This window comes from Sphingomonas aquatilis (assembly GCF_014196115.1).
In the GTDB taxonomy this organism is placed as follows: domain Bacteria; phylum Pseudomonadota; class Alphaproteobacteria; order Sphingomonadales; family Sphingomonadaceae; genus Sphingomonas; species Sphingomonas aquatilis.
In genome coordinates this window covers 31585-48413 of record NZ_JACIDB010000003.1, presented here as the reverse complement: position 1 = coordinate 48413, position 16829 = coordinate 31585, and the positions used below count along the sequence as shown (strand labels likewise).

Genomic DNA, 16829 nt, shown 5'->3' with positions numbered 1-16829 from the left:
GCCGAATGTTACACTATATCAGCGCCAATACGGTCGAACGGTGCCCCGGATCGTCAGAAGACCGCCGGCATCTCCGCCGACGGCAGGCTCGCGCCCAGCCGCCGCGCGATCGACGGCGCGATCGCGCGCATGTCGACGACGCCCAGGTCCTTGCCTTTGGCGATCCCCGGCCCGGCGACGATCAGCGTCGATCGCATCGCCGGGTCCCAGGGGACGTAGCCGTGCATGCCCTTATAGACGGACGGCTTCGCGATCGGCGCCGCCGGATCGCGCCCCGTCTCCGTGCCCGGCTGCATCGCGACGAGGAAGCTCGCCTCGCCATCCCCGCCCGCCTTGGCGATCGCGCTGCGGTCGAGAACGCTGGCGATCTTATACGCTGGATCCGCGGCCATCGCCGCGAGCACGCCGCGCACCTTGGCGAGCAGCGCGGCATCGTCGGGCCGGGCGAGGCGGATCGCCGCCGTGCCGCCCGCAATCCACGGCATCGCCTGCCAGCCCGTCACCTGCCCCTTGGCATCGAGCGTGATGAGCCCCGCATCGATGAACGGCTTGAACAGATTGATGTCCGTGCTCACCGGCAGGAAGCCATGGTCGGACACGACGACCACCGTCACGTCCGGCATCGCCGCGCGGGCCGCGCGCACCAGCCGCCCGACCAGCGCATCGGTCGCCTCGATCGCAGCCTTCGCCGCCGCCGAGTCCGGGCCGTCGTGATGTTCGGTATGATCGATACCGGCGAGGTACACCGTCGTGAATTGCGGCTTGTCGGCCAGCAGCGCCTCGGCAAAGGCGACGCGCTGCGCATCGCCCTCCACCGTCTCGTCGATCCCCTGCGGATAGCGGGCACCGACGCGGCGTTCCAGCCGCGCGACGAGGCCGGGCGTGGCCAGCGCGGTCAGCAGCTTGCGATCGTCCTCGGTGCCGGCCCGCCAGATCTGCGGCAAATTCTCATCGATCCCGGTCGCGCCGACGGTCACCGGCCAGTGGACGTTGGCGGTCGATAGGCCCGCGGCATGCGCCGCCTGCCACAGGGTCGGCACCTTCACGTCCGACGTATACCAATACCAGCCGCCCTGGTTCTTCTGTTCGGGATCAAACGTCAGGTTGTTCACCACGCCATGCCGGCCGGGCGACACGCCCGTCACCAGCGTGGTGTGGCTGGGGTAGGTGAGCGTCGGCAGGACGCCCACCACCCCTTGTGCGCTCGCGCCCTCCGCCCGCAGGCCGCTGAGCACAGGGAGGGTCATGCCCCGTACCTTCGCGTCGCTGATATCGCCGGGGCGCAGGCCGTCGAGCGAGATCAGCAGCACCGGCGATGCCGCTGCCGGGCTTGCCAGCAGCAGCGCGATGAGGGTCGCGAGCCGCCGCATCAGAAGCCCCGACGCAGCGTGACGAAGAACTGGCGCGGCGCGCCCGCGAGCAGCGTCTGATTGTCCCCGCTCGCGATGAAGCCGTTCGACCCGATCGTCGAGATGTACTTCTTGTCGGTCAGGTTGGTCACGCTGCCCTCGATCGCGAAGCCATGGAACATACCCGTGCCCTCGCCGAAGCGATAGCCGATGCTGGCATCCACCAGCACGCGGCCGGGCACCGACTGGTCGTTCAGATAGGTGAAGTAGCGCTTCGACATATAGTCCGCGCCGGCGCGAGCGAAGACGCTGCCGTCGTCATAGACGATCTCGCCCTTCACCATATGCTCCGGCGTATCCACCACCGTCTTGCCCGCGGTCGCGGTCAGCACGGTGCCCGCGGCATTGCGCACGTCGTTCTGATAGGTCGCGTGGTTGTACGAATAGCTGGCGAACAGCGAGAGTGGCTGGACGACGCGGTAATAGGCCGACACTTCGGCGCCATAGCTGTGGACGCTGCCCGCATTGTTCAGCGTCGGCGGGTTGCCGATGATCCCCGCGCCGTTCGAGAAGGTGAGCAGGCGGTTCGAGAAGTCGATGAAATAGCCCGCCGCCGACAGCTGCAAACCGCCGCTGCGCACACGCGCGCCGCCCTCGACCGTCTTCGACGTTTCGGGCTTCAGCGTGTTGCGGATGCCGTTGAAGCCATCCTGCGTCGTCGCGAACGGACCGGTCGTCGCCGACGAGACGAAGGCGCGCATGTTTTCGGTATAGCTGGCGAACAGCTCCGCGCCGCCACCCAGGCGATAGACCGCGCCGACCTGCGGCAGGAACCAGTCCTCCGCCTTGATCTTGCCGTTGACGAGCGTGCCGACCAGCAGGTTCGCCTGGTTCTTGACGCGCATGCCCTTCCAGCCGCCGTTCAGCGTCAGGTCGCCGAGCGTCAGCGTATCCGCCACGAAATATTGCAGCGTCTCAGTGTCGTACTTGCCGTTCCACTGCGTACGATAGGCGTTCGACTGGAAATCGCGGGCGTTGCGATCGGGCGTCGTGTTGCTCATCCCATAGAAACGCCGCGCCTGGGTGAAGCTGTTGCTTTCGTACCAGCCGCCGAACTCCAGCCGATTCGCGCCCGTCTCCAGCGTCAGGCGGGTAATGTTGCCGCCGCGATCGATGCCATATTCGGTGGTGCGGAAGCCGAGCGGCGAGGCGAGGTTATAGGCCGCGGTCGATGCGAGCGGCAGCGGCTGGCCATTGCCGCCGAGCGCGCCGGCCGGCGTCGGCGAATAGGGCGTGATCCACGATCCCTGCCCCTTGTTGTGGTGGTAATAGGTCGTCGAGACGATCGACAGCGCGTCGGTCAGCTTGCCGTCGAACGTGACACCCGCCAGCCAGTCGCGCCGCAGGCCCGCCGCATCGTAATAGGCATCGTCGGCCGTGCCGAATCCGCTCGGCAGGGTGAAGCCCGCGCCGGTCCAGGGCGCGACATACCCCACCGACGATCCGTTGTTCGCCGCCTGATAGGCCGCCAGCGTCGCCTGATTCTGGTAGACGCGCGCGATCTGCAGCGCGAGCGGGTAGTTGTCCGAGATATTATCGTTGTTCAGCCCGCGGCGACGGATGATGTCGAGGCTGAGGTCCTGATAGTCGTTTTCGCGACGATCCGAATAATCGACGAAGGCGGTGATGCTGCCACGCGACCCCAGATCCTCCATCAGCTTCGCATTGACCTGATGCTGGCGCTGCGAACCGAAGCCCTTCCACTTGTCGGTGGTGAGATAACCGTAGCTGATATAGCCCTTCAGCCCGCCGCCGAGATCGCCCGTGTCGAGCCGCGCGAAGCCGCGCCACGTATTGTTGCTGCCATAGGTGCCGGAGCCGACCAGGTCGAACGTGTCCGACGGCTTGCGGCTGACGAATTCGATCGTACCGCCCAGGTTGCTGGTCGAGGCGGTGCCGAGCGCACCCGCGCCCTGCGCCACGGTGGTGCTCGCGAGGTTTTCGGAGATGATCGCACGGCTGACGTGCAGGCCGTTGACGTTGCCGTAGCTCATGTCGCCCAGCGGCACGCCGTCGAGCGTGAAGCCCAGCTGGTTCTGGTTGAAGCCGCGCAGCGATATGCGCGTCGACCATTCATAGGCCCCGAAAGCATCGGCCGACTGGAAGTTCACGCCGGGCAGCTTGGCGATCGCCTTCAGCGGCGACGTGCCGGGGGTTAGGCGCTCCATCTCGATCGCCGACACGGTCTGCACCTGACGCGTCCGGCCGAAGCCGAGCACGACGATGTCGCCCGACGGGGCGTCGGCGGCATCCGTGGCGGCGGGCGTTTCGACCTGCGCCGTCGCGGCGGCATCCGCCGACACGGTCTGCGCCGCGGCATTGCCCGCGACGAGCGCCATCGGCGCGGCACACAGAAGCCATTTGCAAGCGATCATGATGTAGGTCCCCTTTGGCCCATTCGGCCTGTCGGGGCGGCATTGGGCGGCGATCGTTACGGCCGTGCTACAATTCGGCATGCCCGTCATGACGCGTCAAAGACAGTTTCGTGACACCCCCCCACCCTTGTTCGGGCCTTGCGCCGCGGCGTCATCGAACCGCCGCAGACCTGTCACCGATCTGTTGCCGCGGTGCAGCAAATCTGCCGCGAAAGCGCTCTACCGCGCCGCCGAGCCGCATACGTCTTTGCGGTTGTGGGGGAAAAGCCGAACATGATCCGTCCGTCCGTGTCGCTACTGGCCGTAGCCGTTGCATCCGTCAGTCCCGTCGCCGTCCGTGCGCAGCAGGCGCAGACGGCCCCCGCCCCTGCGGACGATACAACGGATGCCGCCGGGGAGCCCGCCGCCATCGTCGTCACCGGTGGCCGCACGCGCACCGCGGTGGAACTGCCCGGCACCGAGATGCAGAAGATTCTGCCCGGCGTCAGCCCGCTCAAAGCAATCCAGACGCTGCCCGGCGTGCTGTACGTCACCGCCGATCCGTGGGGGAACAACGAACAGAACGCCCAGATCTTCATCCATGGCTTTGCCGGCAACCAGCTCGGCTATACGATGGACGGCATCCCACTCGGCGACCAGAGCTACGGCAATTACAACGGCCTGTCGCCGCAGCGCGCGGTGATTTCGGAAAACGTCGGCCGCGTCGTCGTCGCGACCGGCGCGGGCGACCTGGCCACCGCGTCGAACAGCAATTTGGGCGGCACGGTCGAGACCTATTCGTCCAGCCCACTGCCGACGCTCGGCATTCAGGCCGCGCAGACCGTCGGCAGCTATGACACGTCGCGCACCTTCGTGCGGATCGACACCGGCACCTTCGGCGGCGGCACCAACAGCGCCTATGTGTCGGGCGTCCGCCAGCGGGCCCGCGCGTGGGACTTCAACGGCATTCAGGGCGGCTGGCAGGCGAACGCCAAGTTCGTTCACGATGACAGCCTCGGCAAGCTGACGCTGTACTTCGACTATAACGACATGACGCAGCCGAACGAGGATTCGACGGTCTTCTTCAAGCCCTCGGCCGGCAACACCGCCAGCGCGACGCAGCTCTACACGCCGTACACGAAGCCGTTCTTCTACCCGGACTTCAACGGCTATCGCACCAATTACCTCAGCGCGCTCGGCAACTCGCCCGCGGCGGAAGGCGGCAATTACCGTAATTATTACTCGGATGCGCAGCGCACCGATTACCTCGCCTATGGCCGGTACGAGGCACGCCTCGCCAAAAATATCACGCTGACCAACACGGCCTATTACCATCACAATGACGGCGTCGGCGTCGTCGCCGGGCCGCTCGGCCAGTCGATCACGACCGCGCAGGCCTATCTCGATCCGGCGTATGCGACCTTGCCCAGCAACTGCCGCTTCACCGCCAACACCAACGGCATCCGCCCGACGAGCTGCACCGCGCGCACCGATGCGCAGGCGGCCGCGGCCGGGGCCGCGCTGGTCGCCGCGACGGGCGGGTCGGGCCTGATCACCCGCACCACCGAATATCGCATCGACCGCTGGGGCATCATCTCCGCGCTCGACCTCGATCTCGGCGCACATAAGGTGGAACTGGGCGGCTGGTTCGAACATAACAGCACGACGCAGTGGCGCCGCTGGTATGGCGTCGACGTCAACACGCCGGGCAACAGCACGCCCTACATCCGCCCGCTCTCGGTCGCGCAGCCGCTGTTCACGCAATATCAGGGCGATGCGAAGATCGAACAGCTGCAGCTGCACCTGCAGGACAGCTGGCAGGCGTTCGACCGTCTGCTGATCCAGGCGGGCTTCAAGACCAGTGCGCAATGGGCGACCGGCCGCTTCCCGGTGCAGCCGGTGGTCGGTTCGCTGTCCGGCCTGACCGGCAACCTGCCGCAGGGGCGAATCAATACGCTGCGCTGGTTCCTGCCCGCGGTCGGCGCGACCTATGACGTCAACGGCCACGAACAGCTCTATGCCAACGCGCAGAAGAACCTGCGGCAATATCAGGCCTATCTGGCGGGCGGCGGCGGCCCGTGGTTCACGGGCAGCCAGGCGGCGTTCGACGCCTTCGCGCAGAGCGGCCGGCCGGAAAGCAGCTGGACCTATGAAGCCGGCCTGCGCAGCAACCGCAGCTTCGGCGGCGGCATCGGCTTCAGCGCGCAGGTCAATTACTATCACGTCGACTTCCAGGACCGGCTGCTGGCGATCTCGACCAATCCGGGCGGCATCGCCGGCGGTGCGATCACCGGCGGCACCTCGATCCTGGTCAACGTCGGTAACGTAAAGACCGACGGTGTCGACGCCGCCTTCACGCTGCGCTTCGGCCGCATCCTGTCACTGTACAATGCCGCGTCGTACAATCTGTCGAAGTACAAGCGCGACTATACCTCGACCGCCAGCGGCATCGGCGCGGCAACGGACACCTGCATCGGCGGCTATCTGGTCGCCGGCGGCATCGTGCCGACCTGCGGCAAGCAGCTGCCCGGCATCCCCAAATGGATGAACAAGTCGGTCGCGACCCTCTCGCTCGACCCGATCGAGGTGCAAGTTATCGGCGATTATGTCGGCGCGCGCTACGCGACGTTCAGCAACGATGCGAAGGTGCCCTCCTACTTCCTTACCTCGCTGCGCGTCGCGGCGCGGGTGCCGGAGGGCGTCATCCCGCTGCGCAAGGCGGAACTGGCGCTCAATGTCACCAACCTGTTCGACAAGAAGGGCATTTCGACCCTCGGCGTCGGATCGGCGACGAACAATTACTCGGGCTTCCCGATCCCGCCGCGCCAGTGGTTCCTGACGCTGTCGGCCGCCTATTGAGGCCGCCCGCCAGCCAAAATCACGCCGTTCTCAGCAGCGCCGATGTCCCCCATCGGCGCTGCTTTTCTATGGGTGGCATGCCCCGCCGACCCAACATAACGATATAAAGATATCTTTATATCTCGCTTGACAAATGCCGCTCGATCCTGTCCAAGACGCATGTCGAGGTTCCCCATCCCAGGCATGGCGATGGGGCTAAGACGGGAAGCCGGTGATGCCCCTTGCGGGCAAAATCCGGCGCTGCCCCCGCAACTGTAAGCGGCGAGCGGCGGTTCCATTTCGTGTCACTGGGCGCTGCACCCGCGCCCGGGAAGGCCGGAACCACCGCGTTGACCCGTGAGCCAGGAGACCTGCCTCCGACGCCATAACGTTCCTCGGACGGGGGTTCCTCCGGTGGATCGCGCTTGACGCGGACGGTCCACGGCGCACGCCATTCGGGCCTCGCTCACGCCATGCGCGCTCTTCCATGCCCCTGTTCGTCAACAGCAGGTGAGTCATGACGAATAGCGGCTTTACGTTCACCATAAGCAGCATCCCGTTCGACGAGGACTATCGCCCCGCCGACACCACGCGCATCACCACCAATTTCGCCAACCTGGCACGCGGGGAGAGCCGCCGGGACAATCTGCGCAACACGCTGGTGATGATCGACCGGCGCTTCAATTCGCTGATGCATTGGGACAATCCGACGGGTGACCGCTACACCGTGGCGCTCGACATCGTGTCGGCCGCGCTGCGCATCGGCCCCGACGCGCACGACGAGGCGTTTCCGCTGATTGAAATCCTGCACACGCGCGTCACCGACACGCGCAGCGGCGCGTGCATCGCCGGCATGGTGGGCAACAATTTCTCGTCCTACATCCGCGATTACGACTTCAGCGTCGTGCTGCCCGATCACCTGCGCCAGTCGGGAAACACCGGTGCGCCCGCCCAGTTCGGCGACCTGCACGGCAATCTGTTCAAGCATTTCCTGTCGTCGGACGCCTATCGTGAGCAGTTCGACAAGCCGCCCGTCATCTGCCTCAGCGTGTCCAGCAAGCAGGTTTATCACCGGACGACCAATGTCCACCCCATCCTGGGGGTGGAATATGCGGCCGACACGCGTTCGCCCACCGACCTGTATTTTGCGAAGATGGGGATGACCGCGCGCTACTTCATGCCGCCGCACAGCGTCGCGCCGCTCGCCTTCTACCATATCGGCGATCTGGTCGACGGCTACACCAACCTCGAACTCGCCAGCACGATCAGCGTGATGGAGACCTTCCAGAAAATCTATCGCCCCGAAATCTACAACGCCAATTCGGCGGCCGCGGCCCGCTATCAGCCCAGCCTGGACGAGCAGGATTATTCGCTGACCCGCATCGTCTACGATCGCGAAGAGCGCAGCCGCCTCGCCGTCGAGCAGGGCCGATTTGCCGAAGCCCATCTCATCAAACCGCATGGCCCCGCGCTGCAGCGCTGGTCCGCGACCTGCGGCCTGTAATCGCCCCGAACGCGAAGGTATCCTGATCATGACGACACTTCTGCCGACGACCACCGCGGGCAGCCTGCCCAAACCCGCCTGGCTTGCCCAACCCGAAACGCTCTGGTCGCCGTGGCGGCTGGAGGGCGATGACCTGATCACGGGCAAGCAGGACGCGCTGCGCCTCGCGGTCGACGACCAGCGGCAGGCGGGGATCGACATCGTCGGCGACGGCGAACAGACGCGCCAGCATTTCGTCACCACGTTCATCGAACATCTGGACGGCGTCGATTTCGAACAGCGCGAGACGGTGCGCATCCGCAACCGCTACGACGCCAGCGTACCGACCGTCGTGGGTGCGGTGTCGCGCCCCGCGCCGGTCTTCGTCGACGATGCGCGCTTCCTGCGCGCGCAGACCCGCCAGCCGATCAAATGGACGCTGCCCGGGCCGATGACCATGATCGATACGCTCTACGACGCGCATTATCGCAGCCGCGAAAAGCTGGCCTGGGAATTTGCCTGCATCCTCAATGAGGAAGCCCGCGAGCTGGAAGCAGTCGGCGTCGATATCATCCAGTTCGACGAGCCTGCCTTCAACGTCTTCTTTGACGAAGCGAACGACTGGGGCATCGCCACGCTGGAACGCGCCGCACAGGGGCTGAAGGCGAAAACCGCAGTCCACATCTGCTACGGCTATGGCATCAAGGCGAACACCGACTGGAAGAAGACGCTCGGGTCCGCATGGCGGCAATATGAGCAGACCTTCCCCAATCTGCAGGCCTCGACGATCGATATCGTCTCATTGGAATGCCAGAATTCGCGCGTGCCGATGGACCTGATCGAACTCATCCGCGGCAAGACGGTGATGGTCGGCGCGATCGACGTCGCGACGGATCGCGTGGAAACGCCCGAAGAGGTCGCGGACACGCTGCGCAACGCGCTGCGCTTCGTCGATGCGGACAAGCTCTACCCCGCCACCAATTGCGGCATGGCCCCCCTGTCGCGCGGCGTCGCCCAGGGCAAGCTGCACGCGCTGGCGGCAGGCGCCGCGATCGTCCGCGCGGAAGTGTCGGCCTGATCATCCGGCACCGGGCTGACGGCGTCCGTCAGCCCAGTCCCTGCGACATCGCCCATTGCCGGAACAGCTCCGGCCACGCCGCCGCCGGCTTGCCGGCCGCGCGGCGCAGGCCGAAGCCGTGGCCGCCTTTCGCAAACAAATGGGTTTCCACGGAGACACCCGCCGCCTTCAGCGCCGCGCGCATCGCCAGCGTGTTGTCGACGGCCACCGCGTCGTCGTCTTCGGCATGGACCAGGAAACAGGGCGGCGTATCGCGACGGACGTTCGCGGCCGGACTGTGCGCCGTCTCGAGTGCGGGCGAGGGATCGGGCCCGAGCAGGCGCGCCCGCGACCCTGCATGCGCCAGCGGCGGCGTCATCGACTGGACAGCATAGAGGAGCGCGGCGAGGTCGGGCCGTGCGGACAGCCGGTCGGCCGCATCGACCGGCGCATAGGTCGACCGGGCGAAGCGCGTCGCTAGGTCGCCGCACACGTGCCCCCCCGCCGAAAAGCCCATCGCCGCTACGCGATCCGGGCGGATGCCATAGGAATCGGCCCGCGCGCGGATCAGGCGCATCGCGCGCTGCGCATCGGACAGCGCGACATCGGGTCCTGCCGCCCACCCCTCGCCCGGCAGGCGATAGAACAGGACGAAGACCGTATAGCCTCGCTCCGCCAGCCAGCGGCCGATCTCATAGCCCTCCTTGTCGACGACGACCCAGCGATAGCCGCCGCCGGGCATCACCAGCACCGCGCTGCCATTCGGCACGCGGGGCCGGAAGACGACGAGCCGCGGCCGGGTGATGCCGTACATCGCGCGGTCGCGGACCGCCGGGTCCGTGCTGCGCTCGTCGATCACCTCTTTGGGCGGCGTCGCGGGCATACCGGGGGCGCCGCCCGGCCATAACAGGATGGTTTCGGACGGATCGGCGGGGACCGCCCCCGCCACAGGGCTGCGCGCGCGCGTCGATGCCGCCATGCCAGCCGCCGCAAGCGTTCCGAGCAATGCCTGACGACGATCGATGCCAGCCACCCGCATATCCTCCAAAAAAGGCGTGCGCCGGCCTTCACGACCGACGCACCCGCGCATTCACATCTTGAAGCGCGCGCCGACCAGCACCGTTCGACCGAAGTGATTGTATTCGTAGTTCCGGTTGGCATCGAGGTCGGTGTAGCGATCGCGATACTCGTCGGTCAGGTTGGTGCCCTCGAGCGAAAGTTCGACGTTCGGCGTCAGCTTGTAGCGGACCGAGGCATCGACGTTGATTGTCGAATTATAGCCTTCGAAGATGTTGCCGGTGCCGCTGTTGGCATCGATATACGGCCCGCGATAGCTGATCGACCCGCGCGCCGAGAACTTGGCGTCCTCATAGTAGAGCGTGCCGTTATACTGCCGCTTCGAAAGACCGAACAGGGTCGCGTTGCGCGTCGAGCTGACGAGCGGCCCGAACGAGCAGGCCGCCGCCGGCGTGGCTCCCGGCACGCAGGCCGACACCGCCGGACCCTGTACCAGATAGTTCGCGTTCGAATCGACGAAGGTCGCGTTGGCGAGCACGCCGAAATTCTTGAGGAAGCCCGGCAGGAACTTGAACGTCGCCTGCAGCGCGATCTCCGCGCCCTTCAGCGAGGCGCCCGTGCCGTTCACCGCGGTGGTGATCGTCCAGATCGGCTGCGCCTGCTGCGCCGGGTTGAGCGCCGCGGGCGAAGACGCCGCGAGCACCGAGGCCGGCAGGCCGGTCGAGGTGAAGGTCGCGTTGGTGATCGACTGCGAGACCGGGAAGCTTTCGACGTTCTTTTTGAACAGCGCCACCGACAGGATCGACTGCGGCGCGAAATACCACTCCGCTGCGAGGTCGTAGGCGGTGGCACGGAACGGATTGAGCTGCGGATTGCCGAACGACACGCGATAGTTGAAGCCGTCGGCCGAACCGCCGGGCGTCAGGTTGCCGAGCGTCGGGCGCGTCATCACCTTGGCGGCGGAGGCGCGCAGGATCAGCTTTTCGGTCGGGAACAGCGCGAGGTTCACCGCCGGCAGCCAGTCGTCATAGTCGCGCTTCACCGTCACGACCGCACCCGAGTTGATGCCCGTCGATCCCTGGGCGGTGTGCGCGTAGCGAATGCCCGCGTTGAGCGCGTAGCGGAGGCCGGCGAGTTCACCCTTCGCATCGACCTGGAAATAGCCTCCGCTCACCTCTTCGGTCACGCTGCGGTTATCGCCGACGACCAGCGTCGGCGTACGACTGTAGAGCTTGGTGTAGGCGGTGGCGGCATCGAGGTTGGGAACCAACCATTGCGTCGTCGTGCCCGACGGCTGACCCGCATTGCCGAGCGTGAACAACTCGCTGAGTGCGGGCGTCACCTGATAGCCGTAGACGGCGTTGGGACCGAACGCGCTGGTCGGCGAACAGGTGATGGTGCCCAGCACCAGGTCCGTTCCGCCATTGCCGCAGATCGCCGTGTCGCGCTGGAACGAGACGCTGTCGAAATCGAAACGACGGTACATGCCGCCGAGCTTCAGCGTATAGCCTTCGGCGACGTCCCATTCGGTCCGCAGCTGCGCGGTGCGGAACTTATTGGTCACGGTGGACGGGCGATCGCGGATTTCGGCGAGCTGGAAGTTCGCCGGATCGGTGACGCTCGTGCCGAAGCTGAGCAGCGGCGTGCGGCTGTTGGTGTAATCGAACTTGTAGCCCTGCGCGTCGCGATCGTCGAACACGACGGTGGTTTCCACCGGAATGCCGGCGGTCGACTTCGAGAAGCCGCCGAGCACCGTGAAGCGGAACGTGTCCGTCACATCCTGATCCCAGCTGCCACCGAGCTGGTAGAATTCCGTTTCCGATTTACGCTTGTAATGCTCGGTCCGCACCCACGCGTCATTGAGCGTGCCGGAGATGAGGTTGTTCTTCGAATCGTACACGGGGTTGATGAGGTCGATCGAACGCTCGTTGGAACGCAGCAGCACCTCCGCCCATTTCTCCTCGCGCGTTTCCTTAAAGCGCGAATAAAGGCCATCGATCGAGACCTTGGTTGCCTCCGACGGCGCCCATTGGACGCTGCCGGTGACCCCCAGACGCTCGCGGCCGTGGAATACTTCGCCATAGCGCGGGATGCGCGGGTGGAAGGCGAGCGCCGCCTGGTCGCACGCTGCGCTGGATCGGTAGAAGCCGCCCGCATTGGCGACAGGGGTCGTGCCGGTGTTGCTGTTGTAGAAGCACGGCGTGCCGTTGACCGAATCGAACCGTGCCTGCGCCCAGCGCACCGTGTTGTTGCCGAGTTCGAGATTGTCGGTCTTCTGATACGCCGCCGATACCGACGCGCCGAACGTGCCGTCGGGCGATTTGTACGACAGCAGCCCGGCAAGGCGCGGCCGCGTGTTCTTGCTGAGATCGTTGTAGCTCGCCTGCGCCGACAGCACGCCAGTGAAGCCCGTCTTGCCGCCCAGCGGGTTGCCGGTGTTGAGGTCGACGACCGCACCGAGCGAACCTTCGTCGAGGCTCGCCTCGGCGGTCTTGTGGACGACGATCGAGTTAAACAGCTCGGAGGCGAAGACGTTGAAGTCGAAGGCACGATCACGGTTCGATGAGGCGCCGTCGGTCGAGGTCGCCACCGTCTCCAGGCCGTTCACGCGCACGCGGGTGAACTGCGCGCCAAGACCGCGGACGGTGATCGCGCGGCCTTCGCCGGCGTCGCGTTGGATCGAGATGCCGGGGATGCGCTGCAGCGATTCCGCGAGGTTCTGGTCTGGGAACTTCGCGATATCCTCCGCGACGATCGCATCGACCGAAGACACCGATTCGCGCTTCACGTTGAGCGCGGCGTCGAGGCTGCGGCGGAAACCGGTGACGACGATATCGGGCGCGGCGCCGTCGCCATCCTGCTGCGGTGCGGTCACCGCCGCGCCGTCCGCGGCCTGCGGCGTCGCTTCCGTGGTCGTCGGCACGACGGCGGTCTGGGCGGGGGACGGATCGGTGTGGGTCGGCGTTCCCGGTGACGCGGTGGCCGGGATCTGCGCTGCCTGCGCCAGCGCTGCACCCGGCATCGCCAGCGCCAGGATCAGCGCGCCCGCCGAAATCCCGCGCAGCTGCCCTGCGCGCACCGTCTTCCGTATCGCAACACCGTTCGCCATCTTGCTCTCCCCTGCGGCGAAACCGCACTGACACCGGTTACGGACACGAACGGTGCGACCGGAACCGAATTCATGATGAGGAGGGCCTTTTGCCGCGGATTTTCCGCGCGCCGTCTCGATCCTCCCCGGACATCGCAGGTCTTCGCCTGCTGATCCACGTCGTGTGTGCGTCCTGTGGTAACCGGTGTCAACAGCCTTTTTGGCTGATGCCTGTTAGTCTTGCGCCGATGTGGCGTGGTCGCCTCAGGTGCCGGGCTGGATGTAGGGTACGCGCGCGAACAGCTCGCGCTGCCAGCGGCGGGGATCGGTCTCGACGCGCGATTCGGCATCGAAGATCAACGTCGCGCGGCGGCTCAAATCATAGGCCGGCCAAGGCGCAAGGCCGGCGCGATTGGGCGTGCCGGTCCGCGCGAAGGTGACGAAGCGCTCCTGCATCGCCGCACTCGCCGCACGGGCGTCGGCGGCCAGCCCCGTCTGCGATCCGGTCGCCCCCAGCGTGCCGAACACCAGCGGGATGTCCATCGTGTGGAAAGCACCGCGACGCGGATCGGTCCGCGAGGTGAAATCGACCTGATACACGAACCCGGGCACCCCCGCCGCCGCCCGCGCCTCCGCCTCGATCACCTGCCCGCGCCAGCTCCGCCCCGCGGTCGTCGCATCGTAGAAGACCTGCGTCGGCGACCAGGTCGGGAAGTGCGCGCGATATTGCGCGACGACCCATTCGGGCAGGATGTCGATCTTGAGTTCGGGCGCCATCCGGTCGGCGAGATTGTCCCAGCTCAGCCCGCGTACCGTCGGTGAGTCGGGCGACAGGAAGCCGCGCGTTTCGTCATGGACGTTGCCGAGCATCATCGGGATGATGTTGCCGATCGGATTGGCGTCGGGCCAGAACGGGTGGCGGGTCAGCCAGTGCATGTCGAGCACCGGTCCGAAATAGAGCCCGCCGCCCAGGATAGGATCGCGCGTGTCGAGCGCCTCCACCAGCCGCTGCGTCGGCACCGCCAGCACCGCCGACAGATCGCGTTCGGGCACGCGCAGCGCGGCCAGATAGGCGCGGGCGCGCTCGGTCGCATGCAGCGGCCCCGAGGCGGTCACCTGCTGGCCGCTCATCGTCGCGGCGCGATGGAACAGGCCGCTCGCGGCGGGCATGCCCATCAGCGTCGCGATCTTCGCGCCGCCACCCGACTGGCCGAAGACCATCACCCGCCCCGGATCGCCCCCGAAGGCGGCGATATTGTCGCGCACCCATTGCAGTGCCAGGATCAGGTCGAGCTGCCCGACATTGCCGCTATCGGCAAAGCGCGGGTCGAACCGCGCGAGGTAGAGATAGCCCAACGCGTTGAGCCGGTGGTTGACGGTCACGACCACCACATCGCCGCGCGCCGCCAGCGCCTGCCCGTCGTTGAGCGGATCGGTGACGCTGCCGTTCGAATAGGCCCCGCCGTGGATGTAGAGCATCACCGGCTTGCGCGCGCGGGGATCGGCCTCCGCCGTCCAGATGTTGAGGTACAGGCAGTCTTCATCCTGCGGACCATAGGGGCCGCGCTGCGGACAGACGGGCCCGAAGGCGTCCGCCGCAAGGGTCCGGCCGGGCGCCGCGAAGGCGACCGGCGCGCGAAACCGCGGCGCGGTGCCATAGCGGATACCGCGAAAGGCGCGCACCCCGCCGTCGCGCGTGCCGATGAAATTGCCGGCGCGCGTGCGAACCGCGCCCGGCGGCGCGGCCCCGGTCGCCGCGCTCGCGAGCAAAGCGGCGCCCCCGCCGATCGCCGCGCGCCGCGTCCAGCCCTCAGCGCCGGACATCGAGCCCGCCGGCCAGATAGGCATTGAGATCGGCTTGGCGGAACAGCGCGGCGTCCCCGGGCAGCGAATGTTTGAGCGCGGCGAGCGCCAGTCCGGTGCGTGCGGCGTCGGCGATCCCCGCGCCCGTTTCCAACGCGTGCAGCACGCCGGCGGCAAAGGCGTCGCCGCCGCCGATCCGGTCCACGATGCCGGCAAGCACCACCGTCTCGGTCTGCGCCGTGTCGTCGCGCGTGTCGATCCGCGCCGACAGGTGGTGCAGGTCGACATGCTCGACCTCGCGCGCGGTCGACGCGATCGTCTGCAGGCGCGGGAAGGCGGCAAAGGCGGCCTCGCTTGCAGCCCGGCGACGATCTTCGCCCTGGCCCGCAAAATCGTCCCGGCCCAGCAGCAGCGCGATGTCGCGATGGTTGCCGAACATCAGGTCGGCGTGCGCGACGATGCCCGACAGGATCGCGCGCGGATCGCCGTCCCAGCGCGCCCACAATTTGCCGCGCCAATTGCCGTCGAACGAAATCGCGATGCCGCGCGCCGACGCCGCCTCGACCGCGGCAAGCGCGCTCTGCGCCGGGACCGGGCCGAGCGCAGGGGTGATGCCGGACAGATGCAGCCGGGTGACGCCGGCGAGCAGCATGTCCCAGTCCCAATCCGTCGCCGACGCCTCGGCAAAGGCAGAGCCGGCGCGGTCGTACAGCACTTCGGTCGCCCGCAGGCCCGCGCCCGACGTGACGAAATACAGCCCCATCCGGTCGCCGCCGCAGGCGATGCCGGACGTGTCGACACCATGGCCGCGCAGGGTGGCGATTGCGGCGCGCCCCAGATCGTTGTCCGGCACCCGGCTGGCGAACCGCACGTCGTGCCCCAGCCGCGCGAGCTGCGTCGCGACATTGGCCTCCGCTCCCGCGACCCAGACGTCGAGCCGCGGCGTCTGCATCAGCAGCTCGCGCCCCGGTGGCGACAGGCGCAGCATGATCTCCCCGAAGGCGAGCAGCCGGCTCATCGCGCCAGCCACCCGCCGTCGACGGCAAGGATATGGCCCTGGACATAGGCCGCGGCGTCACTGGCGAGGAACACCGCCGCGCCGCCAAGGTCCGCGGCATCGCCCCAGCGTCCCGCCGGGATGCGATCGAGGATCGCGGCGTTGCGCGCTTCGTCGGCTTGCAGCGCGGCGGTGTTGTTGGTCGCGATGTACCCCGGCGCGATCGCGTTCACGCTCAGCCCATGCTTCGCCCATTCGTTGGCGAGCAGCTTGGTGAGGCCACCGATCCCCGACTTCGATGCGGTATAGCTCGGCACGCGGATGCCGCCCTGGAAGGTCAGCATCGAGGCGATGTTGATGATCCGCCCCCTGCCCTGCGCGATCATGTGGCGCCCGGCCGCCTGGCAGAGGAAGAACACCGACTTCAAATTGGTGTCGACCACCGCATCCCAATCCGCTTCGGTGAAGTCGACCGCATCGGCGCGGCGGATGATGCCGGCATTGTTGACCAGAATGTCGAGCCCGCCGAGCCCCGCCACCGTCTCGTCGACGATGCGCTGTACCGGCTCGATGCTCGACAGGTCCGCCGACACGATCAGCGCGCGGCGGCCGAGGTCGCGGATCGCGGCCGCCGTGTCCTCGGCCGGCGTGCGGCCAACGAGTGCGACGTCCGCGCCGGCCTGCGCCAGCGCGATCGCGATCGCCTGCCCGATGCCGGTGTTCGCGCCGGTCACGACCGCCACGCGGCCCGAAAGATCGAAGGGGTTCATTGCTTGGCTCCTC

The 16829-nt window shown here is 67.0% G+C and carries 10 protein-coding genes and 1 riboswitch; of the genes, 3 read left to right on the top strand and 7 right to left on the bottom strand.

All coding sequences use genetic code 11. From position 1 onward, the window contains the following. Nucleotides 1-53: 53 nt before the first annotated feature. Entirely contained in the window at nt 54-1370 is a 1317-nt protein-coding gene (locus GGR47_RS08935) for an alkaline phosphatase family protein (protein WP_147036642.1), read from the bottom strand. Then, nucleotides 1370-3784, bottom strand: a complete 2415-nt coding sequence (locus tag GGR47_RS08930; RefSeq protein ID WP_147036641.1) for a TonB-dependent receptor — start codon at nt 3782-3784, stop codon at nt 1370-1372. The genes GGR47_RS08935 and GGR47_RS08930 overlap by 1 nt, the downstream gene beginning before the upstream one ends. A 273-nt stretch (nt 3785-4057) precedes the next feature. Between GGR47_RS08930 and GGR47_RS08925 the strand changes: the two genes are divergently transcribed. The 3 genes from GGR47_RS08925 to GGR47_RS08915 all read left to right on the top strand — a co-directional run bounded on the left by GGR47_RS08925 (nt 4058) and on the right by GGR47_RS08915 (nt 9162). Further along, a complete protein-coding gene (locus GGR47_RS08925; protein ID WP_147036640.1) occupies nt 4058-6622 on the top strand; it encodes a TonB-dependent receptor in 2565 nt (854 codons plus the stop codon). Nucleotides 6623-6770: 148 nt separating this feature from the next. Beyond that, a riboswitch (cobalamin riboswitch) is annotated at nt 6771-6994 on the top strand. Between the two features lie 124 nt (nt 6995-7118). Further along, entirely contained in the window at nt 7119-8105 is a 987-nt protein-coding gene (locus GGR47_RS08920) for a putative oxygenase MesX (protein ID WP_147036639.1), read from the top strand. 28 nt (nt 8106-8133) lie between these two features. After that, the gene (locus GGR47_RS08915; protein ID WP_183949513.1) at nt 8134-9162 is read left to right on the top strand and encodes a methionine synthase; all 1029 of its coding nucleotides are present in this window, start codon (nt 8134-8136) and stop codon (nt 9160-9162) included. A gap of 28 nt (nt 9163-9190) precedes the next feature. Here the strand turns inward: GGR47_RS08915 and GGR47_RS08910 are convergent, their stop codons facing one another. From GGR47_RS08910 to kduD, 5 genes are all read right to left on the bottom strand, one after another. Then, nucleotides 9191-10180, bottom strand: coding sequence for an alpha/beta hydrolase (locus tag GGR47_RS08910; RefSeq protein ID WP_183949512.1), 990 nt, complete (start codon nt 10178-10180; stop codon nt 9191-9193). A gap of 51 nt (nt 10181-10231) precedes the next feature. Continuing rightward, nucleotides 10232-13267: a TonB-dependent receptor gene (locus GGR47_RS08905; RefSeq protein WP_147037372.1), complete on the bottom strand. Its 3036-nt coding sequence runs from the start codon at nt 13265-13267 to the stop codon at nt 10232-10234. Nucleotides 13268-13510: 243 nt separating this feature from the next. Beyond that, nucleotides 13511-15070, bottom strand: coding sequence for a carboxylesterase/lipase family protein (locus GGR47_RS08900; protein WP_183949511.1), 1560 nt, complete (start codon nt 15068-15070; stop codon nt 13511-13513). Next, complete coding sequence (locus GGR47_RS08895; protein ID WP_147037476.1) at nt 15057-16067, bottom strand: sugar kinase; 1011 nt, start codon at nt 16065-16067, stop codon at nt 15057-15059. Before GGR47_RS08895 ends, GGR47_RS08900 begins: the two co-directional genes overlap by 14 nt. Next, complete coding sequence (gene kduD / locus GGR47_RS08890) at nt 16064-16816, bottom strand: 2-dehydro-3-deoxy-D-gluconate 5-dehydrogenase KduD (RefSeq protein ID WP_063688181.1); 753 nt, start codon at nt 16814-16816, stop codon at nt 16064-16066. Before kduD ends, GGR47_RS08895 begins: the two co-directional genes overlap by 4 nt. Between the last annotated feature and the right edge of the window lie 13 nt (nt 16817-16829).

Excerpts from the sequence above, each read along its gene's own strand:
- GGR47_RS08905 (WP_147037372.1), bottom strand. The coding sequence starts at position 13,267 with ATGGCGAACGGTGTTGCGATACGGAAGACGGTGCGCGCAGGGCAGCTG.
- GGR47_RS08900 (WP_183949511.1), bottom strand. The coding sequence starts at position 15,070 with ATGTCCGGCGCTGAGGGCTGGACGCGGCGCGCGGCGATCGGCGGGGGC.
- GGR47_RS08910 (WP_183949512.1), bottom strand. The coding sequence starts at position 10,180 with ATGCGGGTGGCTGGCATCGATCGTCGTCAGGCATTGCTCGGAACGCTT.
- GGR47_RS08935 (WP_147036642.1), bottom strand. The coding sequence starts at position 1,370 with ATGCGGCGGCTCGCGACCCTCATCGCGCTGCTGCTGGCAAGCCCGGCA.
- GGR47_RS08925 (WP_147036640.1), top strand. The coding sequence starts at position 4,058 with ATGATCCGTCCGTCCGTGTCGCTACTGGCCGTAGCCGTTGCATCCGTC.
- GGR47_RS08920 (WP_147036639.1), top strand. The coding sequence starts at position 7,119 with ATGACGAATAGCGGCTTTACGTTCACCATAAGCAGCATCCCGTTCGAC.
- GGR47_RS08895 (WP_147037476.1), bottom strand. The coding sequence starts at position 16,067 with ATGAGCCGGCTGCTCGCCTTCGGGGAGATCATGCTGCGCCTGTCGCCA.
- kduD (WP_063688181.1), bottom strand. The coding sequence starts at position 16,816 with ATGAACCCCTTCGATCTTTCGGGCCGCGTGGCGGTCGTGACCGGCGCG.
- GGR47_RS08915 (WP_183949513.1), top strand. The coding sequence starts at position 8,134 with ATGACGACACTTCTGCCGACGACCACCGCGGGCAGCCTGCCCAAACCC.
- GGR47_RS08930 (WP_147036641.1), bottom strand. The coding sequence starts at position 3,784 with ATGATCGCTTGCAAATGGCTTCTGTGTGCCGCGCCGATGGCGCTCGTC.